The 21,002-nt window shown below is 61.0% G+C and carries 19 protein-coding genes and 2 pseudogenes; 2 read left to right on the top strand and 19 right to left on the bottom strand.

Annotated features, from left to right (window positions below; all coding sequences use genetic code 11):
* Positions 1–23: 23 nt before the first annotated feature.
* From icmH to QN085_RS13740, 10 genes are all read right to left on the bottom strand, one after another.
* Complete coding sequence (gene icmH, locus QN085_RS13785) at positions 24–740, bottom strand: type IVB secretion system protein IcmH/DotU (RefSeq protein WP_023661181.1); 717 nt, start codon at positions 738–740, stop codon at positions 24–26.
* Positions 737–2,080, bottom strand: coding sequence for a type VI secretion system baseplate subunit TssK (gene tssK / locus QN085_RS13780; protein ID WP_013972754.1), 1,344 nt, complete (start codon positions 2,078–2,080; stop codon positions 737–739). Before tssK ends, icmH begins: the two co-directional genes overlap by 4 nt.
* Positions 2,077–2,799, bottom strand: coding sequence for a type VI secretion system lipoprotein TssJ (tssJ, locus tag QN085_RS13775; protein WP_013972753.1), 723 nt, complete (start codon positions 2,797–2,799; stop codon positions 2,077–2,079). Before tssJ ends, tssK begins: the two co-directional genes overlap by 4 nt.
* A gap of 24 nt (positions 2,800–2,823) precedes the next feature.
* Positions 2,824–5,421, bottom strand: a complete 2,598-nt coding sequence (gene tssH, locus QN085_RS13770) for a type VI secretion system ATPase TssH (RefSeq protein WP_015270494.1) — start codon at positions 5,419–5,421, stop codon at positions 2,824–2,826.
* Positions 5,418–6,488 (bottom strand): type VI secretion system baseplate subunit TssG, encoded by a 1,071-nt coding sequence (gene tssG, locus QN085_RS13765; RefSeq protein ID WP_023661182.1) that lies wholly within the window; start codon positions 6,486–6,488, stop codon positions 5,418–5,420. Before tssG ends, tssH begins: the two co-directional genes overlap by 4 nt.
* A complete protein-coding gene (gene tssF / locus QN085_RS13760) occupies positions 6,452–8,272 on the bottom strand; it encodes a type VI secretion system baseplate subunit TssF (RefSeq protein WP_013972750.1) in 1,821 nt (606 codons plus the stop codon). Before tssF ends, tssG begins: the two co-directional genes overlap by 37 nt.
* On the bottom strand, positions 8,272–8,754 hold the full coding sequence (tssE, locus tag QN085_RS13755) for a type VI secretion system baseplate subunit TssE (RefSeq protein ID WP_013972749.1): 483 nt from the start codon (positions 8,752–8,754) through the stop codon (positions 8,272–8,274). Before tssE ends, tssF begins: the two co-directional genes overlap by 1 nt.
* 26 nt (positions 8,755–8,780) lie before the next feature.
* On the bottom strand, positions 8,781–10,283 hold the full coding sequence (tssC, locus tag QN085_RS13750) for a type VI secretion system contractile sheath large subunit (RefSeq protein WP_013972748.1): 1,503 nt from the start codon (positions 10,281–10,283) through the stop codon (positions 8,781–8,783).
* A gap of 14 nt (positions 10,284–10,297) precedes the next feature.
* Complete coding sequence (tssB, locus tag QN085_RS13745; RefSeq protein WP_024087179.1) at positions 10,298–10,837, bottom strand: type VI secretion system contractile sheath small subunit; 540 nt, start codon at positions 10,835–10,837, stop codon at positions 10,298–10,300.
* A gap of 64 nt (positions 10,838–10,901) precedes the next feature.
* On the bottom strand, positions 10,902–11,651 hold the full coding sequence (locus tag QN085_RS13740) for a hypothetical protein (RefSeq protein ID WP_024087178.1): 750 nt from the start codon (positions 11,649–11,651) through the stop codon (positions 10,902–10,904).
* A 789-nt stretch (positions 11,652–12,440) separates the two neighbouring features.
* Between QN085_RS13740 and tri1 the strand changes: the two are divergent.
* A pseudogene (gene tri1 / locus QN085_RS13735) lies at positions 12,441–13,555 on the top strand (ADP-ribosylarginine hydrolase Tri1).
* A gap of 309 nt (positions 13,556–13,864) precedes the next feature.
* Here the strand turns inward: tri1 and QN085_RS13730 are convergent.
* The 9 genes and pseudogenes from QN085_RS13730 to QN085_RS13690 all read right to left on the bottom strand — a co-directional run bounded on the left by QN085_RS13730 (position 13,865) and on the right by QN085_RS13690 (position 18,433).
* Entirely contained in the window at positions 13,865–14,374 is a 510-nt protein-coding gene (locus tag QN085_RS13730; protein WP_023661185.1) for a hypothetical protein, read from the bottom strand.
* A gap of 335 nt (positions 14,375–14,709) precedes the next feature.
* Positions 14,710–15,005 (bottom strand): annotated as a pseudogene (locus QN085_RS13725) (immunity protein Tsi6 family protein).
* Between the two features lie 147 nt (positions 15,006–15,152).
* Entirely contained in the window at positions 15,153–15,284 is a 132-nt protein-coding gene (locus QN085_RS13720) for a hypothetical protein (RefSeq protein WP_023661186.1), read from the bottom strand.
* 125 nt (positions 15,285–15,409) lie between these two features.
* Positions 15,410–15,673, bottom strand: coding sequence for a hypothetical protein (locus QN085_RS13715; RefSeq protein WP_023661187.1), 264 nt, complete (start codon positions 15,671–15,673; stop codon positions 15,410–15,412).
* The gene (locus QN085_RS13710; RefSeq protein ID WP_155252251.1) at positions 15,670–15,825 is read right to left on the bottom strand and encodes a hypothetical protein; all 156 of its coding nucleotides are present in this window, start codon (positions 15,823–15,825) and stop codon (positions 15,670–15,672) included. The genes QN085_RS13715 and QN085_RS13710 overlap by 4 nt, the downstream gene beginning before the upstream one ends.
* The gene (locus QN085_RS13705; protein WP_023661188.1) at positions 15,800–15,952 is read right to left on the bottom strand and encodes a hypothetical protein; all 153 of its coding nucleotides are present in this window, start codon (positions 15,950–15,952) and stop codon (positions 15,800–15,802) included. Before QN085_RS13705 ends, QN085_RS13710 begins: the two co-directional genes overlap by 26 nt.
* A 90-nt stretch (positions 15,953–16,042) precedes the next feature.
* Positions 16,043–16,345 (bottom strand): immunity protein Tsi6 family protein, encoded by a 303-nt coding sequence (locus QN085_RS13700; RefSeq protein ID WP_024087174.1) that lies wholly within the window; start codon positions 16,343–16,345, stop codon positions 16,043–16,045.
* A 337-nt stretch (positions 16,346–16,682) separates the two neighbouring features.
* Positions 16,683–16,979 carry an immunity protein Tsi6 family protein gene (locus QN085_RS13695; RefSeq protein ID WP_003248391.1) on the bottom strand — a complete coding sequence of 99 codons (297 nt, stop codon included), beginning with the start codon at positions 16,977–16,979 and terminating at the stop codon, positions 16,683–16,685.
* Positions 16,976–18,433: a polymorphic toxin type 46 domain-containing protein gene (locus QN085_RS13690; RefSeq protein ID WP_024087173.1), complete on the bottom strand. Its 1,458-nt coding sequence runs from the start codon at positions 18,431–18,433 to the stop codon at positions 16,976–16,978. Before QN085_RS13690 ends, QN085_RS13695 begins: the two co-directional genes overlap by 4 nt.
* A gap of 712 nt (positions 18,434–19,145) precedes the next feature.
* On the opposite strand from QN085_RS13690, the gene QN085_RS13685 reads away from it, so the two are divergent.
* On the top strand, positions 19,146–20,987 hold the full coding sequence (locus tag QN085_RS13685) for a type VI secretion system Vgr family protein (protein WP_031325832.1): 1,842 nt from the start codon (positions 19,146–19,148) through the stop codon (positions 20,985–20,987).
* Positions 20,988–21,002: the final 15 nt, after the last annotated feature.

The raw sequence follows: 21,002 nt of genomic DNA, 5'->3' as shown, positions 1-21,002 counted from the left end.
TGACTCGGCTACCTGACGTTTGCTCAGGCACTGAACAGCTGGCGGATTTGTTCGGAAAGGGCGGCGACGTCCTTGTCCAGCAACCAGTCCAGCGTCAGGTACACGGCGACGCAGACCAGCGCGATCAGCGCCAGGTAAACCCACAGCGGCACCTCGTGGCGCAGCATCTGCGACACCTGGTCGGGCAGTGCCCAGTCCGGTGACAGTGCTTTGGGCGCCTTGCGGTAGCGGGCAATATCCTGGCCCAGGGTATTGGCCAGGTAGCGCAGCTGGTCTTTCTGGCCGAGGCTGAACTTGCCCTCGAAGCCCAAGGCCAGGCACAGGTGGTAGACCTCGAGTACATCGATGTTCTGCTTGACGTCGGCACGCAGCGCATCGACCTTCTCGAAGAAGCCTTCACCCGCCAGGTGCACGCCGAAGTAGCGGAACTGCAGCGGCTGCAGCTCGAAGTGCTGGCGCAGCTGGTTGTCGCTCGCGCGCAGCACGCTCTCGTCGAGGAAGGCACACAGCGCGTACTGGGTGTCCTTGACCTGTTCGGCGCTGTAGTTGGCTGCGCGGGCGTCGCGTTCCAGGTTGGCGAAGAAGCGTTCCACGCTGGCTTCGAAGGCCGGCACCGAGGTGACCTGACGACCACGTCGCACGATCAGGGCCATGCTGATGAAGTCCTGGACCAGGTCCTTGAGCGTCGGTTTGTCGTTGGCGGCCGCGACGGCGCCCTGTTGCAATACGGCTTCGGTCATTTGAGCACCGCCATCAGTTCAAGCTTGAGGTTGGTAAAGGCGCTGGGCGCGTAGAAGCAGATGGTCTGGGCATTCATCATTCGCTCGTAGACATGGCCATGCGGCTCGATGGCGAAGTACTGGTTGTCCAGGCGCACCGGAATTGCGTTGGGCAGCCGTGCGGCATGGTTGAGCGTGACGCCGGGCATCGCGCTGTTGACCACCACCTCGATGTCTTCCGGCGAGCCGACCTTGAATGCCCGCGGTACCAGCTCCAGCAGGCTGGCACCAGGCATGTCGGCATGGACCGAGATATAGAAGTCGGCCTCGGTCAGGCGTGGATCGTGCAACTGGCCCTGCCAGTACGACGGCTTGGTCTGGTTGAGGTTGATGACGATGCACTGGTTGGGCACCACGTTGTCGAGCATCACCCGGATCATCTCGTCGAGCTTGACCAGCGACGCGGCCGGGTCGTGATGGTCGTATTCGGGGATGTCGCTGAGCTGGGTGTCCAGGGTGAACGTCAGCAGGCCACCCGCCAGGTCGGCAAGGAACAGGTACAGGCGCTCGGGGTGCAGGCGCGGGTGCGCCAGCAGATGGGCCAGCTGCGGGTGGGCGCGGTTGACGGTGTTCAGCAGCCAGAACAGGGTTACGTCGCTGGAGCCGAACTCGGCGATCTGGTCGGCGCGTTCGCGGCGTCGGCCGGACAGGGCCTTGCTCTTGGCCTGCAGGGCGCCGAGCAGGCGCTTGCCGATGCCGGCCAGGGTCTCGTGGCTGCCCAGATGCAGAGTGGGGTGGACGAAATGCGGGTCGAGATTGAAACCGCCCATGCTGTTGCGGGTCAGCCTGGCCAGCGGGCAGTGGCTGTAGCCGTCCAGGCTGTCACCGTCCACCAGCAGCACCACGTTCAGGCGCAGGCTGGTGATTTCGTTTTCCAGCTCGCCTTCATTGAGGTCGGGCAGGGTATCGAACTGCTTGCGGAAACGCCGCGCGGCCTTGTGTTCCTGGCCATCCTCGACATAGTTCAGGCCGAATGGCTCGGGCAGCTTCAAGGCAGCATGAACCTTGAGGTCGTTGGCCTTGAGCAGGTCCTTGAGGTCGCGGGCAGCCGGCAACGGGTCGTGCTGCGGTGCGTCGTAAAGGCTGCCGTCAGGGAACACCAGCTTGAGTCGCTTGAGCTGCAGCGAACCGTTGGCCAGGGCGTCCTCATCCACCTGCAGTACCTGCACACCCCAATGGAATGGGGTGGTGCGCAAGGTCGCCTCGGCCAGCTGGTGCTGGTGGAACTCATCCTGGTACTGGAAGTGCTGGGGCAGCAGGAACATGCCTTCCGACCACATCACCCGGCTCTGCTTGCTCATTTGACGCTATCCACTAAAGAGTTGAAGGTTGAATCCATGGTGTTCTGTGCCGATTTGCCGGCGGCATCGCTGGCCTTGTCGAGCACGGCGTCCTGCACCTTGTCGGTGAGCGTCGGTGCGTTGTCCCGGGCCTTCTGCGCGGCTGCCAGCTGGTCGGCGGTCGGCGGTTTGTTCAGTACGTCGACGCCACGCATGGCGCTGATTTCGGTGTTGTCCACCAGCACCCGCAGGCCGTCGGAAGAGAACCAGATACCGTCCTTGCGCAGCGAGTTGGCGTCGAAGGCGACCTTCCAGCGCGCGTCCTGTTCGTTGCGGAAGAACGCTGCCACGCCGACGTAGCGAGCGCTCTTGGCCAGTGGCCACTGGTCGATCTGGCCGATGCCCGGCAGCAGGGTGATCTCGCGGGCTTCCACCAGGGTGTTGCCCAAGGCCTTTTCCGGGGTGTCCCACAGGGTCTCGGCATCGGTCGCGGCGAAGCGTTCGAGGTCGGTCAGCTGGTACACGCGCATCACCACCGACAGCGGCTTGCCCTCGGCATCGGGGTTGAGCTGGTTGCCGCCGTCGGAGGTCAGGATGACCTTTTCGCTGTCGGCCAGCATGTCGGCCGCCCAGCTGTCTTCCATGCGCTTGCCGATACGGTCGGTGACCCCGCAGCCGGCCAGCGCCACTAGCAAGGCCGCTGTGGTCAGGCGTTTGAGGGCGGTGTGCTTGTGTTGCATGACGGCAAAACCTCCGTGTACTCGTCAGGCCACGCGATAGGCGAAATCGCCATCGCTGCCCAGCTCGATCGCAAGACGCTGGATCGGCGTGTCCTGGGCCATGCGCTCGAGCACGCGCTGGGCGAGCTCGGGCATCAGGGTCTGGGACAGGATGTTGTCGATGTTGCGCGCACCGCTGTCGACCTCGGTGCAGCGCGCGGCGATGGCCTTGACCAACGCCTGGTCGTAGCTGAGCTCGGCCTGGTGGTTGCGGGCGAAGCGCTTGGCGATGCGTTCGAGCTTGAGGGCGACGATGCGCTCGAGGATCTGGTCCTGCACCGGGTAGAACGGCACGATGCTCAGGCGGCCGAGGAAGGCCGGCTTGAACACATGGTTGAGCTGGTCACGCAGGTCTTCGACGATCGCTGCGGGCGTCGGTAGCTCGGTGGCGTTCAGGCAGGTCTGCATGATGCGCTCGGTACCGGTATTGGAAGTGAGGATGATCACCGTGTTGCGGAAATTGATCTCGCGGCCTTCGCCATCGTCCAGCACGCCCTTGTCGAATACCTGGAAGAACAGTTCGAGCACGTCGGGGTGGGCTTTTTCCACCTCGTCGAGCAACACCACGCTGTACGGCTTGCGACGCACCGCCTCGGTCAGCACGCCGCCTTCGCCATAGCCGACATAGCCGGGAGGCGAGCCCTTGAGGCTCGAAACGGTGTGGGCTTCCTGGTACTCGGACATGTTGATGGTGATGAGGTTGCGTTCACCGCCGTACAGGGTATCGGCCAGGGCCAGCGCGGTTTCGGTCTTGCCGACGCCGCTGGGGCCGAGCAGCAGGAACACACCGATCGGTTTGTTCGGGTCTTCCATGCGCGCGCGGGAAATCTTGATGCGCTTGCCGATCTCGTGCAGGGCGTGGTCCTGGCCCAGCACGCGCTCACCAAGCAGGGCCGGCAGGCGCTGCACGGTGTCGATCTCGTCACGCAGCATTTTGCCCAGCGGGATACCGGTCCAGCCGCTGATGACCTGGGCGATGGCGCCGCTGTCGACCAGGGCATGGACCAGGGGCTGGTCGCCTTGCACGCGGGCCAGTTCGGCACGCAGGGCGTTGAGCTGCTTGGCATCGGCCTCGCTGGCGGCGTCCAGCGCCTTGAGCTGTTCGACCAGTTCCAGCTCCTGTTGCCACTGCGTGTTCAACTGCTGCTCCCGCTGCTGCTCGGCCTGCAGGGCAGCCTGCAGCTCGCCCAGGCGGCGAGTGTGGTCGTGGCCTTTGCCGGCTTCGTGGCCGAGCACGGCGATCTCGGCCTGCAGGTTGTCGATCTGGCGGCGGCAGTCCTCCAGGGCGCCAGGTTGCGACGATTGCGCCAGGGCAATGCGCGCGCAGGCGGTGTCGAGCACGCTGACCGCCTTGTCCGGCAGCTGGCGGCCGGTGATGTAGCGGTTGGACAGGCGCACGGCCTGCACCAGCGCTTCGTCCATCACTGCTACCTTGTGGTGTTCGCGCATCTTGCCGAGCAGGCCGCGCAGCATGTGGATGGCCTTGTCCTCGTCGGGTTCTTCCACCTTGACCACCTGGAAGCGGCGGGCGAGGGCCGCGTCCTTCTCGAAGTACTTCTTGTATTCGGCCCAGGTAGTGGCGGCGATGGTGCGCAGCTCGCCACGGGCAAGGGCCGGCTTGAGCAGGTTGGCGGCATCGTTCTGCCCGGCCTGGCCACCGGAACCGATCAGGGTGTGGGCTTCGTCGATGAAGAGGATGATCGGGTGCAGGCTGCGTTTGACCTCTTCGATCACTGCCTTGAGGCGGTTCTCGAACTCGCCCTTGACCCCGGCGCCGGCCTGCAGCAGGCCCAGGTCGAGGGTGTGCAGGGCCACATCCTTGAGCACCGCCGGCACGTCACCTTGGGCGATGCGCAGGGCCAGGCCTTCGACCACGGCGGTTTTGCCGACCCCGGCTTCGCCGGTGAGGATCGGGTTGTTCTGCCGACGGCGGGTAAGGATATCGACCATCTGCCTTACTTCGAACTCGCGGCCCAGCACCGGGTCGATGCGGCCTTCGCGGGCGCTCTGGGTGAGGTTGACCGTGTACTGGTCCAGCGCCGGAGTCTTGCCGCCGGCCTTGCTCGCACTGTTCACTGGCGCTGCCGGGCTGGCCAGCGGGCTGGCCTGCCTGGACTCGGCGCTGCCTTCTACAAGCGCGGCAAGGTTCAGGCGCAGGTCATCGGCGTTGATTTTCTCCAGCTCCGGCGCCGAGGCGATCACCACGCGACGCAGTTCGGCATCGTCGAGCAGGGCCTGCAGCAGGTGAGCGCTGCGCACCTGGCCGACGCCGTATTCGATCGACGCCAGCAGCCAGGCCTGCTCGATCATGCGGGTGATGTGCGGCGACAGCGCCGGGGTGCGGGTATTACCTTTCTTGAAGGTGCCCAGGGCCGTGACCAGCTGCGCCTGCAAGCGCTCGGCGACTACTTCGTAGTGGCGCAGGATCGGCGCCAGGTCGCTGTCGCTGTTGTCGAGCAACTGCAGCAGCAGGTGTTCCACCTCCACGTCGTAATGGTGCTCCGACAGGCACAGGGCCGCCGCGCTTTCCGTGGCCGTGCGGCTGGTTTCGTTGAGCTTGGCGAACAGAGACTTCAGGTTCACAAGGCGACCCCATCGTAAGGAATGTGGAAGACGGCGCAACGCGAAGGCTCCGCGTCACGACCAGGGCGTTTGAGCCAGCCCAGCCAGCCCAGGGCGACATTGCCACTGCGGCCCAGCTGGGCGCGTGGCACCGCCTCGCGCTTGAGGCGCGGGGCAATTTCGAAATCCAGTTCGGCGCCTATATAGAAGCGCACCAGCTCCACCAGCTTGCGGTAGCACGCGGTGCCCGGCTGGAAGCGCTGGTAATCGGCCAGGCTTAGCGGGCCCAGCTCGATGCGGATGCACGACTGGTAGTCCCAGACCCGGTTGCCGGCTACGGCGCTGTGGCCGAGCTGGACATTGCGGCGGCCGAGCTGGGTGCATTGTTCGGGCTGCAGGTGCAGCCAGCGCCCGGCGAACTGGCGGACCTTGATCGGCAGCGAGAAATAGAAGCCGAGCATGCGTTCGAGGTTCAGCGCGTTGCGCGGCTTCTGGCTGAGCAGGCCGGCAAAGTAGCTGAACAGCTCGCGGCGCAGCGCGGTTGGTTGCTGCTCGAACTTGAGTTGCTGCGCGCGCGGGCCGAGGCCGACCAGGTTGAGCAGGTAGCCATCGAAGCCCGAAGTGCCATTGCGTTCGTGCTCGATATGAAATTTGTACTTCTGCCAGGCCTCGTAGAACAGCGTGGTCATGCGGTGCGAGAAGATGTCGAGAAACGCGTGGGCGGCATCGTCGCGATACTGCACGTGGCGCTCCAGCAGCAGCTCGGTATACGGGCGCGGCAGTACGCCTGACGGCCCGACCAGGCCCATGAAGGTGACCTGCACTTCCGACAGCGGCAAGCCGGCCGGCGACACCTTGCCTTCGCGCTCGAAGTGCAGGTCGCTGACCTCGCTGGCCGGGAACGCCAGCGACAGCTGGGTACGAAAACGCAGCGGGTCTTCGTGCGGCCGGGTTGCCAGGTCCATGCGCCCGGTACGGCTGTAGTGCAGGCGGAGCAGGCGCACCAATTGAAAGAATTCGAATCGGTGCGGCTCGGCTCGGGCCTGATCGATCAGACCAGGGGCTGATCGCCGGTGCGTGCTGGCCATTGGACGACTCTCTTTTCTCGTTGTTGGGTGCGCAGGGTCAGTTGGGTGAAGCTGTTCATCGAGCAGTACTGGCCGAAGAAGTGGTCCAGCACCATGCCGAACAGGTACACGCCACTGCCGATGAACTGGCTTTCATCCAGGGTCAGCGTGATGCCGACGCCACGTACGAAGTTCGGCCGCGGGTGGCCGATGCGTGCGACCACCGGCTCGCTGCTGATCGCCTTGATGCCGTTGATCTGTTTGCGAATGGCGGAAACATTGCGGTAGTTGTACAGCGACAACAGCTCCAGCAGCACTTCACGGCCCTGGCTGACCAGCGACATATGGTTCAGCGACAGGTGGGCGATCAACCGCCAGATCAGGCCCTTGCCCAGGGGCACACGCACCGTGGCGGTGGGCTTGCGCAGGCAGCGGATATCCTTGATCACCGAGTTGGCGGGAATGTTGAAGTCACCACGTTCGCCCCCGAACGGCAGCATCAGCGGTACATCGCGGTTGCTGCAGGTAAGGCCGATGCTGAGGGTGTCGCTGCTGGCGTCGATCAGCTCCAGGTCGCGGTCGACCACGCGGATGCTCATGGCGGTGGCGTCACCCTGGATGCGCCGGCGCGCCACCCAGAAGCTGCTGTGCGGGTCCTGCTCGCCACGGGGTTCGAAAAACGGGTGGCAGGTGGCGACCTGGTCGATGCCGCCGAGTTTGCGCACCCGCCGTACGCGGTCGATCGAGACGACTTCGGCAGCGTTGTGCAGCCGTGTATCGGGAGTGACCGGGTATTCGTGCTGGGTGTGGGTCAGCTTGATCGGCTCGGCTTGCTGGCGGAACAGGTTGATGATCGGTGTGCAGTTGAGCTTGAAGTTGTTGCGCCCGATGTTCTGTGTCAGCCGCGCCAGGCGCTCGCTGAGGTCGTAGTCGGAGAAATAGAAGTTGATCTCGACCTGCTCGATGGCCTTGCCCTGCAGAATGCGGGCAAAGCCGTTCAGGTCGAAGAACATGAACTTGTCGGGGAAGGTGAAGTACTCGTGCAGCAGGCGGTAGCCCAGGAACGAGCGCTCGGAGTAGTCCACCAGGCCTTCGTCACGGGCGTAGCCCACGGCTTTCAGGGCATCGGCCGGCAAGGCCACTTCGCGGCTGCGGCCCTGGTCCTGGAAGCTCAGGGTGGCCTTTGCCAGGTTGTTGAACAGCAGTTCGTACAACTGCAGCATCAGGGTCGCCTCGCCGTCGAGGAAGAACCGCAGGCGGTCCAGTTCCATCTGCCCGAACAGGGCATCGCCGGTGGCTGCCAGGCGGATGCGCAGGCGTGCGACCAGGTCGGCGCTGTGGCCGTTGAAGGCCGAACGCTCCAGTTCGGCGAACGAGGCCTGCTGCACGGCAATCGGCCACAGCTCTACCGGGTAGCAGGTGCGGAACTTGCACACCACACCTTCCACGGCATTGGCATGCATCTCGGTATGACGCGCCACCCGGTAGGCTTCGGTGACTTTCTCGTGCTTGCCCAGGCTCAGCTCGGCAATCGACATCGATGGGGTAGGGCGCAGGTAGTGTGGGTACAGCACCTCGAGGAAGGATTCGACGATTTCCGGAAACTCGTCATCGAGCTTCTTGTGCACCCGCGCAGACAGGAACGAGAACGCCTCGATCAGGCGCTCGGTGTGCGGGTCTTCGCAGTTGTCGCCCTCGATCAACAGCCGCGAAGCGATTTTCGGGTACTGCGCGGCAAACTCCTGGCCGAGGAAGCGCAGGTGCGACAGTTCCTTTTCGTAGTAGGGCAGCAGTTCGTCGAGCATCAGTTGAGGTTCTGCACTTTGTATTCCTGGGTGTTGACCTGCAGCACGGCGTCGAATGACACCTGGCGGCTGATGTCCTGCAGACGCAACACGGCGTCCACGCGGAAGGTCAACATACGGTGGCCGTTCTGCTGGGCCAGCAGCTGCACGCGGACACGGCGAAAACGTCGGTCCCCTGTGCTGATCGCCCGTTCCAGTTGCTGCTGGATCAGGCGCCGATCATGCGGGTCGAGCACGCTGCGGCTGATGAAGTCGGGCATGCCGTATTCGAGGATGGAACCACCGAGCTGGCTGTAGCCCTCCAGCTCTTCGGCGACCAGGCTCTGGCGAGTGTTCACCAGTACCTCCAGGTCACGGACGATGCTGGCCTTGTACTCGCTCAACGAGCAGGTGCGTTGCACGGCTGGCTCGGCCGACTGGTACGGACGGTCGTCCAGCAGTCGGTCGAGCAGCGAGGGCAGCAGGCGGGCCTGGTTACTCATGTGTCATCCCTGTACACACCGGCCTGTCAGCCGCGCGCGCCCTGTGGTAGCTCGGCAACCAGGCGCAGCGAAGCGGTCAGCTCATCCAGTTGGTAGTGCGGGCGCAGGTAGGTCACGGCCTTGTACACACCTGGCTTGCCCGGCACTTCGAACACCTCGGCGCGGGCTTCGCGCAGCGGGAACTTGGCCTTGGCTTCCTGGCTGGCGGTGTCGTCGAGCAGCACGTAGCTGGCCAGCCATTGGTTGAGGAAGCGCTCGACATCCATGCGCGAGGCGAAGCTGCCGATCTTGTCGCGCATGATGGCCTTCATGTAGTGGGCGATGCGCGAAGTGGCGAAGATGTACTGCAGCTGGGCCGACAGGCGCGCGTTGGCGTTGGCAATGTCAGTGTTGTACTGCTTCTGCTTCTGCGCCGACTGGGTGCCGAAGAACGCGGCATAGTCGGTGCCCTTGCAGTGCACCAGAGGGATGAAGCCCAGGTCCGACAGCTCTTTTTCGCGGCGGTCGGTGATGGCGATTTCGGTCGGGCACTTGAGGGCGATTTCGCCGTCGTCGGTCTTGAAGGTATGGGTTGGCAAACCTTCGACCAGGCCGCCACCTTCCACGCCGCGGATGGCCACGCACCAGCCGTAGCGGGCGAAGGCATCGGTAACGCGGGTGCCGAGGGCGTAGGCAGCGTTCATCCACAGGTACTTGTTGTGGTCGCGGCCATCGACGCTTTCGACGAAGTTGAATTCCTCCACCGGGGTGGTATCGGGGCCATACGGCAGGCGACCGAGCACGTGCGGCAGGGTGAGACCGACGTAGCGCGAGTCTTCCGAGGCGCGGAACGACTTCCACTTGGCGTATTCGACGGTGTCGAAGATCTTTGCCAGGTCACGCGGGCCGGACATTTCGGTGAACGAGTCCCAGCCGAACAGCTCGGGGGAGGCGGCCGAAATGAACGGGGCATGGGCGGCCGCGGCGACGTGCGAGATCTCCTCCAGCAGGTACATGTCTTCGGGGTTGCGGTTGAACTCGTAGTCACCGATCAGCATGCCGAAAGGCGCGCCACCGAAGGTGCCGTACTCTTCTTCGTAGACCTTCTTGAACAGTGCGCTCTGGTCGAATTCGCTGGCGGCCTTCAGGTCGCGTACCAGGTCTTTCTTCGAGGCATTGAGCAGGTGGATCTTCAGCGTGGTGCTGGTCTCGGTCTGGTCTACCTGGTACTTCAGGCCGCGCCAGGAGGCTTCCAGCTGCTGGAACTCACGAGCGTGCATGATTTCGTTCATCTGCTCGGAAAGCATCGCGTCGATTTCGGCGATACGCGAATCGAGCACGGCGATCAGGTCCTTGCTCGGGGTCATCTCGCCCTCGAGCACCTGGTTCACCAGTTCGCCAATCAGGTCGCGGGTGCGGTTGCGCTCGGTGTCGGAGCGGGCCACGCGGCTTTGCGAAATGATGCTGTCGAGCAACGATGCCTGTGGCGCGAAGTTTTCCACTTCGACCAGGTCGCCGGCCTGTTGCGGTGCGGTTTGCTTGTCGGTCATGTTCGGGCTCCTGCTCAGGCGCGATCGCTGCTGGATGGGTCTTTCACTTCGGCTTCACGGCCGAATTCCTTGCCCAGGGTCTTGAGCTTCTCGGTGTTCTGCAGCACGTCCATCAGCAGCTCTTCGAGCTTGTCGTTGCCGCCCATCTTGTTACGCAGGTCGGCCAGCTTGTTGCGCACTTCCAGCAGTTTGCGCAGCGGTTCGACCTGCTTGACCACGTTCTGTGGCTCGAAGTCTTCGAGGCTGTTGAAGTTCAGTTCCACGCCCAGCTGGGTGCCGTTCTTGGCCAGGGTGTTGTCGACGCGGTAGGTCAGGCGCGGCTTGATGCCCTTGAGCACGCCGTTGAAGTTGTCGCGGTCGATGTAGACGAACTTGCGGTCCTTGAGTTTGGGCAGCGGCTCCAGCGGGTTGCCGGAAAAGTCGCCCAGTACGCCGACGACGAAGGGCAGCTCCTTTTTCTCGATGGCATCGCCGATGTCCACGTCGTAGGTGATATGGACCCGAGGCGCGCGAACGCGGTCGAGTTTGTGCTGAGTGCTTTCCTTCTTCGCCATCGTGTTCTCCAGTGCGAGCAATTCGCTGCGAAACAATGCGCGGCCCGTGACCGGGCGCAGCGCGTTACAGTCCTTCGATCGTCAGCAGCAGGCGCTGACGGATTTCGTCGTTCATTTCCAGGATGTTGTCGCGGCCCACCAGCTCTTCGAAGCTGGTGTTGCCGGCAATCTGCGTGCTGCTGCGGATGACCGAGTCGTCGGGCAGTTCAGAGCGCACCGGCGAGCTGATGACGCAGAACGGCAGGTCGCCAAAGCCCTTGAGGCGCTCGAAGCTCAGGCTGTAGCGCAGGCCCTCGAACAGCCGGCCAAGGCCAGGCGACTTGCTCAGGCAGTAGAACAGCACCAGGTAGTGCACCACGAAGCGGTACAGCTCGGCGCTGCTGCGGTTGGGGTCTTTGATGACGTTGCGAAACCGCGCCAGGTCGAAGGCGTGGAAGCCCACCACCCAGCGGGTCGGGCTGGTGATGCGGATGACCTGGCCGCTGTGTTCCAGGGCCTTGTCGTATTCCAGCGGGAACAGTTCGGGGGTGGTGCTGATCAGGTTCAGCGGTACTTCCAGCTCGGTGACCAGCTGGAACGGCGCGGCCGAGCCGATACGTTCGTAGAGTTCGACCAGGGCCTGGAAGTGGCCCTGGGTTTCGCGCCCGCTGCTGCGCTGGGCGCCTTGCAGGTATTCGCCAAACAGAGTTTGCGGACGGATCAGCGGTGCCACGGTGGCGAGGTAATCCGCCGCCTGCGCCTTCAGCGCATCGGAGATCGCCCGCGTCTGGCTACGCAGCTTGATCAGTGCTTCGACATCGAATGTCTGTGTCATCGGTGGATCGTCCATGTGCCTGCTTGATCGTCCTGAAACGCCAATGGCGTGGACCTGAAATTGCGCCTCTCGACGGCGGCAAACCTGAGTGCTGGCACATGAATATCGTGTTGCCAGCAATGCCGAGTAGGGCACCTCGCTGCGGAAGAAGTTCCCGCGAGGGGGGCGATTTTTTCCCTGTTTTGTGATGTGACGCAATGATGGCGTCGTGATGTTGACTAGGGGTTTCGGGCACGGGAAATCGGGGTTCAGGCCCGAAAACGTGGGTGTGCGAGGGGCGGGAATGCGATAAAAATCCTTGGCAAAAGTTTTTTGCAAAAAGTGAATCCGGTCTCATTTTTTGCGCTGACCGCTTTCTCGCGGAGGTATTGGCGAGGCGCCTCAGGATGATGGCAATGCGACGGAATGTGCCGCGCGGAAAGGGTGTTATCAAGCGCGATCCATCCGTTTGGATAGTGACTTTTGAAAGCTCGCGCGCTCCGTCGGAAATAGCGTCGGCCCCGGGCCTATGCCGCACCTGCAGAGGCAACGGTCTCGCTAAAAACCTTGAAAACGTGCGCGATCCCTGTGGGAGCGCCGGCCCCAGGGTTTGTGCCCTGCCTGCAGCAACAATTGCCTCAGCCAAAACCGTGATGCCTGCACGGCCCCTGTGGGAGCGGGTTCACCCGCGAACACCGGCGTAGCCGGTGCCATCCTCATGGTCGGCGACTTGCTCGGGTCGTTGCCGGGGTAGTGCAGGTCAAGCAAAATGAGCGCATGGACGAGAGCAACCTACTGCAAGGAATCAGCATGATCGACCTGAGAAGCCCGGATGCAATCCTGAGCGACTATGCAAAGCGTTACGCCGATCTGCTCCCCGAACATCGCCGCAGTTGCAACAACGCATGGCCTACATGCCGGAGGCCGACGCACCAAGGCTGCCGCGGACAAAGCCTGCCTGGCTGAACGACCGATCCTGTACCTTGACACCAGGCCAGGCGCTAGACCGCGCTCAGGGTGCACTGTTGGGACTGGCGATTGGCGATGCGGTAGGCACCACTCTGGAGTTCCAGCGCCGCGATCAGGGGCAGGTCAGCGACATGGTCGGCGGTGGGCCGTTCCGCCTCGCGCCGGGTGAGTGGACCGACGATACCAGCATGGCCCTGTGCCTGGCAGACACCTACGCAAGCCAAGGCAAGTTCGATTTCGCGACCTTTGCCGATGCCATGGTGCGCTGGTACCGGCAGGGTGAAAATAGCGCCAATGGCCGCTGCTTCGACATCGGCAATGTCACCCGCCGAGCCCTGGAAGGGTGGGAGGCCCAAGGGCTTGCGTGGATGGGCAATCTCGAAGCCTCGACAGCGGGCAATGGTTCGTTGATACGGCTCGCGCCTACGGCCATTTTCAGACGCCACTCGCTGTTGGCAACCTGGTGGGAGAGTGTGACGCAGAGCAGCGTGACCCATCGCGCGATCGAGGTCTCGGAGTGCTGCAAGTTGTTCGGGGCACAGCTGCATCTGGCGCTCAATGGCGCGGACAAGGAAGAGGCGTTGTCGCCGAAGGTGCGCCCCCTGCAGCCCCGGGCCTTGATCATCAATGCCGGGGAGTACAAGCACAAAACCCGTGAGCAGATTCGCTCGTCAGGGTATGTAGTCGATACTTTGGAAGCGGCGCTCTGGGCTGTGTGGAATACGGACAACTTCAGGGATGCGATTCTGTTGGCTGCCAACCTTGCCGATGATGCCGACAGCGTGGCGGCGACGGCGGGGCAGATCGCCGGCGCCTTGTATGGGGTGTCGGGCATGCCGCCGGAGTGGGTGGCCAAGGTTGCCTGGTCGCGGCACATTTGTGAACTGGCAAGCCGGTTGTTTGAACTCGCGCCTCAGGGGGATGAAATGGACGAGCTGCTATTTGGCAGTGAGTGATAGCACCTTTGATCAGGTAATGGCGCTTAACGCGTCAACTGCAGCCCGGCAAAATAGCAGGTCGCGAAGTAGGTTGAGCATGGTCATGGCGTCAGGATTTTGGTCCTTGATAATTTCAAGCTTTTCGCGAAGCACTCTGGCTGTAATTTTCAGTGTGTGCTTGTCCATTTAATGCCCGAGTATGCATAGCCCAGAGGTGCGCCGCTGTACGTCCACGTCACCCCGTCTCCAGGTTTCTGCGGCTTATCAACTGTCACCTTGTCGGTTTTCTCCGCCGTACTCGCTTTGAGCCTGGTCAAGGTAGGCAACTCACCGCCCATCGAGCTGGATGCAAACGTCCTTGCCGTCGATGACCTTGCATGGCCAGTTGTCGTTGATGTAGTGATCCGGCTTGAAGCACACCCGATCATCATTGACCCAGTACAACTGCCAGGCAGAACCCGAAATCAGCAGCTTCGAGCAGGGCGTATAACCCCTGGCCAGCAAAGCCCCCGTAGTCAGAATCATCACCGCTGGGACGACATGGATCAGCGTTTTAATCGATATCCCGAACATCAACGCCTGGAAGCGGTGCAGCCGGGATGCAGGGGGTGGGTCGAACTTCTTGCCGGTCCAGGCGCAGATCGCGCTGCCAACGAGCAGGATGGCGAGTGCCGGTGGGGCCATGAGCAGGCCGAACGCGAGGTACGGTGTTTCCACGACCGGAGCGCCACGAAGCAGCCTGCCGTACAGCGGGAACAGGTAGTTGGTATAGGCATAAAGCGAGATGGCCCCTACCAGGAGCAATGCGATGAACATGCCGACGGCCAGCAGCCTCATCTTGAGAGGCGTAAGCCCGGGTGACATTTGTGAGGAGCGTGTATTCATTCGCAGAGCTTGGGCAGGTTGAACGTGGGGGCGATGGCAGTGAGGGCATCGGCAATTTTACCCGCGATGTTTTTGGATGCCATAGCTTGGCGCATTGAGAGTCTGCGCGCTCGACCTCGATTGGCGCTTGCGGGTAGATCAACTCATGGTCCATCTGGCGTTTCCGGCCCTTGCTGACCATCGCAGGGGCGGTGCTCGGCCGCTGCAGCTAGGCATCGAACGGTGCCTGTTCGGTCCAATAGTACTCTTCGTAATCAACCAAGGTATGAACTCGCTAGTGGCCGAGTTCAATCAGGTAGTTGAATCTTCAAGCCGCGGGCCGACTGAATGGCCACGTAGTAAGCGTCCTTCAATACCCTGGCCAGCTCCGGGGCATTTTCCTCGAACTCCTTCGATGCAATAGCTCCAATCGTTAGCCTGTGCAGCTTGGATTTATCCTTTTCGGTACCGTCGAAAACTGCCCTGATGTAATTTAACTGGTCGACTATAGTCGCGTAAACCGTAAAGCCAGGAATGCGATTTGTCGGTCAATCGCCAGCGCAATTGCTTTATCTACATACTCCAGTGGTGTGGCTGGTTTCATCTCTCACCTACTCATATTAGTTTGAAAGGTTATTTCCGGTACAGGTTATTTGCATCGTTCCACGGAATGGATTTCGGTCCACGTGATGTGCATGAGTTGTATCGATATGTGCTTGATTCTTGGCGGTGTTCACTTGGAGGCATGGGGCTATTGGCCTGCGGCTTTCAGCAGTAGCTCCAGTTCGACGCTCAGCTTCATCGCGGCAGGGTCTTGCGCCTTCAGGCTGTCGATGATCAAGCGAAGCTTGAGTAATTTCTGCTTGAGTGTTTCGGTGTTCATGGTCAGTCCTGATTGGGATAAGGAACTGCACCACTTCACCGCAGCGTAAGAGGGCGCCACTCATTTGTTGGTAGGGTCAAACGTTCATGCAATGTCGGATTTCGTCAGCATTTATCTATGTGGCACTAGATGGCCGTGCCCCGATTTTTTCCTGGCTTGATGATCAGTAATTCGTCGAGTTGTCTTTTGCGGCATTTTATCACGAAAGCCAGCGCCGAATCAGGGTCGTCCATTAAGGCATCAAATGTAGCTGGAGCGATGGCGTAATATTCTTCGTAGTCAACCATGCCGTTGCTGACGGGGAACGAAACGTAATACTGACCAGCGTCTTCTTCGATGCCGACAGAGAACATGTGTTGACGACTGATGAAAAGATCTTTGAATTTCATAGGGTGCCTTCAAAAAGGGGAGCGGTATTGAACATCTTGGCGGCAATACCCGCCGCGTCTATGACGGCTTCACTGTTGCCGTCAGGTAGCTTGCCACCAGGGATCCAGAATTCGTTAGCACCGGCTTCATTTCCTGATGGTGATTTCTTCATTCATGGCACGCTTGAGCAGGCCATCCAGTTCCTCAAGCAATAGGGCCGCAACGCGCTCTTGATGTTGATAGTGCTCAAGCAACTTGCGCAGCGCCATAGCCGCGTGTTTCAGTGCAGCTGGATTCATGGTGGGGTTCCTGTCATATCAGGTTGTGGTACACCTCCCACGGCCGCAGTGGAAACCTCAGCCGTTTGGCGGTCGGCGTCCCCACGGTAGTTATTTTTCTCCAGGCAGGCGAATCTTTAGGCCGTTGGCGGATTGCTCTGCAATGTAATAAACATGAAGCAATGCCTCGGCGAGGGCTTCGTCCGTGGGTTCAAATTCTTTAGCCGCGATAGCACCAATCGTCAGTCTGTGCAGCTTCGATTTATCCTTCTCCGTACCGTCGAACACGGCCCTGATGTACTTTAACTGATCGATGACGGTGGCGTAGACAGGAAAGCCAGGGATGCGATTTTGGCGGTCAATGGCGAGTGCGAGCGCTTTGTCTACATACTCGAGTGGTGTAGTAGGTTTCAAGTTAATCACCTGGGCTTACCAACTTGAATGTAGTGATCCGGCTTGAAGCACACCCGGTCATCATTGACCCAGAACAACTGCAGCCTGGGGGCGCTTGGCCAGGTAGGCAAGTCTATTCCGTCGGGACGCAGCTTGCGGATGACCCACCTCTTGGCTTAATCGTATGCATCGCTGACGCACCACCCCGGCTTCCAAAAGGTGGGGTTTATGGAGCGCTACGATTTTTGCCGGAGTGGGTTAATGTCCATCGTGGCTCAGCCTGCTGGGGGTAGGGTCTGTAGCTTTCGTCAGTGACTGCGCTCGATGTACAGTGGCTGGCCTGATTGAACGTAGGCAATCAATCGGGCAGTTGAATTTTGAGGCCACGAGCCGACTGGATGGCTACGTAATAGGCGTCTTTCAGTGCTCTGGCCAACTCGGGGTCATTTTCTTCGAATTCTTTTGAGGCAATGGCACCGATACTGAGTTGGTGGAGTTTCGATTTATCTTGCTCACGCCCTTCGAACACGGCTTTCACATAGTCAAGTTGGTTTAGTAGCATCCCATAAATGGGGTAAGCGGGACAGGCCTTGTTCCGCTGCGCGGTGATGTCGATAGCCTTCTGTACATAGCCGAGGGGGGTTGTGGGTTTCATAATGCACCTGGTGTTATCAGTTTGAAGAGCTCGCGTTGGCCAGAGGTCATCTGCCGAGCACCGCCAATGGCGTTATAGGGTTGGGAAGGGACGGACCAGGTATCCAGTACCGGTGCCGAGGTGCTCCTCAGCAGCGTGACCTTCTCAGTGCTCTGGTAGACGTTCACGATCTTGGGCACGATGGTTTCCGTTTTGTAGATTTGGCCAAGCGGGTTGATCCCCAGTTGCCCTGGCACCACGTCTGGGGTAGGAGAGTACCACATGCCTTGCCGGCCGCCGGGCACCTGGAATTGCCAAAGTGTCTTGCCCCGGTTGATTGTTTCCGTGAAGACTGGTTGAGTGAAGTCCAAGCCGTTCATGTAGCCTTCGTAGTCGGCAGGCTTATAGCCCTGTGACTTGAAGAAGTTTACAGCAGTTTCCTGGTTGCCTCGTATGTTGATGTCCTGTGCCAAGTTACCCGTTCGAGCGAACTTCTTGTTCAGGTACTCCCTACGGGAAACTTCCGTTAAGCCTGGCTTATCCGGTGCCTGAGCAATGGGCGGTCGATCGGGTAGTGGTCGCAATGGCTCCGGTTGCGCTTGTGCACGAGAGATCGGTGCGGCCTCTCTGGGCTGCAAATCTGGCTGCGCCAACAGCTTCTGCTCATTCTTCGCCAACCAGGCCGCCAGCTGCTTGTTGGAGATCTCGGCCTGCAGCCGAGCGCTCCGGGCGGCAATGCTTTCCATGCTGCTCATCACGCCAGCCTTCATCTGCCCTCGAGTCAGATAGGTAACGATTGCAGTCAACAACAGCAGCACCAACTGCTCCTGCCCACGAGCCAGTTGGCGCGCCGCACGCTCGACACGCTCCTGGGCCTGCGCCGCGGAACCGCCGCTCGGGTCCAGGCCAGCAGGCTTGAGGCCATCCTCGGCGAACCAGGCCGTGGCCATCCCTTGCTGCAAGGTCGACAGGCAGGCCGGCAGGCCCTGGTAGAAATACTCGGCAATCGCCGACAGCCCCAGGCCCATGAGGATCAGGTTGCCGACCTGCAGGCCAATGCCGGCGCCGGCCACGGCCCCAGGTGCCGCGCCAACACCGAACGCGAACGCCCCGGCCACGCCGCCGGCCAGTGTACCGACCGCCACACTGCCACCGAGGATCATCGACACCTCTTTGACCAGTTGCAGCAGCACCGGCAGGATTTGCTCGATACCTATCGAGGACCACTTGCGCTTGAGGTTGTCCTGAATGATCGGGTAGGACAGGGCCATGGCCTGGCGCACGTTGTCGATACGCTGGCCACCGAGGTAGCCATAGGCCTGGTTGGCGCCATTGCTCACTCGCCGGCTGAAACCGTCCCAGGCCTCATGGGCGCTGTTCAGGCCGCTATCGACGCTCTGGTTGAGCTCGCTGAATTTCTGCTCGAGATTGCGTTCGATGTCTCCCCAACTGGGGATGTTGGCTAAAAGATCCATTTTCGCTTCACTGTCCATGGAAGTGGCGGCGCTCGGCGGCGAGCGCAGCATGTCGCGTCAGACCTCAGGATGGGGGCGAAGTCCGGCGGAGAGCCCATTGTTCTCATGACAGGCGTGCGCGGCAATGATGGCAATTGAGCATCGCTGCACGGTTTCGTGGCTGGCCGCATCCCGCAAGTGCCATTACGGCCGCGTTTGCGATGGCCATTTGCCGGAATTGGTCTGTGGCGAAAAATTTGAACCAATCCACGTTACGAAACATTTTTCTCCGCCAGTGGAGCTGATGCGTCAGGTAGCGAGACAGTTCGAGTTGGAGCCGTCAGGCATAGGCTCTGATCGACACCTCAAGAACCTTCTGCGACGGGCCGTTCGGCGGTAGCCGGGGCGCTTCCGGGCGCCAGTGAGGAATATTAAAGATGGCGATATGACATTGCCTTGCAGGGCGGAATCGCCCGGTTTTTCTAGGCCTGTAGTGAGTTGACAGGGCAGCTTTTGCCGGTGTTTCCTTTGGGCCTTTCTGCCTGCCTGGCATTCGGGAATGTGAACCATGTCGCATTAATTTCAATGCATGATGGCACTTTCCTTTCTGCAGGCAGTCGCATGATTCCGCAGAGCACGCGTGTTATGCGCGCATGCAGAATACGCCCGCAAGATCAGGGTTGCAGCTGAGCATCGCAAGCGCGTGCTGGCCGTGTTTTCAAGGAGATTTCGCATGATCATGGACCTGGCCTCCGCGCTGCTGTCGCCGCAGAACCGCCGCCTGTTCAAGTTTCACAACCTGGCCAACCCCGAGCAGGAACTGCTGCTGGAAACCTTCAAGGGCACCGAAGCCCTGTCGCGGGCGTTCAACTACGAACTGCTGCTGGTCTGCGAAGACTCCGGCGTGCCGCTCAAATCCATGATGGGCCAGCATGTCAGCATCGAGATCGAACTGGCCGAAGGCGGCCCGCGCTACATAACCGGCTACCTCACACGCTTTGCCAGCATTGGCAGCGACGGCGGCATGGCGCGCTATACCGCAACCCTCAACCCGTGGTTCTCGATGCTGAAGAACCGCTTCGACACGCGGATCTTCCAGGGCAACACGGTCGAGGAAGTGGTTACCGAGGTGTTCGCCCTGTGCCCGGCGTTCTCTCGTCACGAGTTCCGCCTGACCCGTCCGCAGAAGCGCTACACCTACATCACCCAGTACCGTGAAACCGACTTCAACTTCGTCCAGCGCCTGCTGGAGGAAGAGGGGATGTTCTACTACTTCGAGCACACCGCCGAAGGCCACACCATGATCATCTGCGATGACTCCAGCACGCTGGTGGACATCCCCGAGCAACCGCAAATCCGCTTCCACAGCGCCTCGGTCACCGAGACTGCCGACTCCATCACCCAGTGGAGCGGCAACCGCCAGTTGCAATCCGGCAAGATGGCCACGCAGACCTTCGACTACCGCCAGCCCAACAACCGCCTGCCGGTGGCGCTGAACAGCGTGAACAAGCAGGGCGATGTCGAGAACTTCGAGATCTACGACTTCCCCGGCCAGTACACCCACGGCACCTACGACGAGGGCGAAACCCTGCTGCGCCTGCGCATCGAGGCGCTGGAGCTGCGCGGCAAGAAATTCGAAGGTGCCAGTAACTGTCGGGCCATGAAGCCGGGCTACACCTTCGAGCTGCTGCAGCACTACATCCACGACCAGGGCCCGGTAGAAGACCGCCAGTTCCTGCTGATGAGCGTGGAAAGCGAAGGCCACAACAACTACCTTACCGGCCAGCAGGCCAGCTACTTCAACACCTTCAGTTGCGTGCGCAAGAAGATCCCGTTCCGCCCGCAGCTGAGCACGCCCAAGCCGACCATCGCCGGCCCGCAGACCGCGATCATCGTCGGCCCACCGGGTGAGGAAATCTTCACCGACGAACTGGGCCGGGTAAAGATCCAGTTCCACTGGGACCGCAATGGCAAGTACAACGACCACAGCTCCTGCTGGGTCCGCGTCGCCCAATCCGGTGCCAGCGGCGGCTTCGGCAGCATCCAGATCCCACGTGTAGGCGACGAAGTGGTGGTGGTGTTCCTCGACGGCAACCCCGACCGGCCGCTGATCATGGGCAGCCTGTACAACAGCACCAACACCCCGCCATGGTCGCTGCCGGCGAACAAGACCCAGAGTGGCTTCCTGACCCGGTCGATGAAGGGCAAAGGGTCGAATGCCAACTTCTTCCGCTTCGAAGACAAGGCTGGTGCCGAGCAGATCATCATGCACGCCGAGCGCAATCTGGATACTGAGGTTGAGGCAGATGACAGTCTCAAGGTGGGCGGGAATCGAACGATCAACGTCGAAGGCAAACATTCCGAAACGATCAAACTGGAGACCAGTATTGCGGTGGAGGAGGGTTCGTATTTTGTGACGGTGGATCAAGGGGCAGTGAAAATTAAGGCTGCAACGTCCATCACGTTGGAGGTCGGAAGCAGCAAGCTGGAAATGAAATCGGATGGCACGATTACCCTGTCAGGCATCTCCGTGGACGTTGCAGGCAGCAAAATAATCAATTTGAACAAGTCTTGATTAGTGACAAGGAAA

Origin of the sequence: Pseudomonas sp. M2(2023) (assembly GCF_030263955.1) — a bacterium.
Classification (GTDB): Bacteria; Pseudomonadota; Gammaproteobacteria; order Pseudomonadales; family Pseudomonadaceae; genus Aquipseudomonas; species Aquipseudomonas asiatica.
Note: the sequence above shows the minus strand (reverse complement) of the source record. Positions and strands in the feature narration are given on the sequence as shown.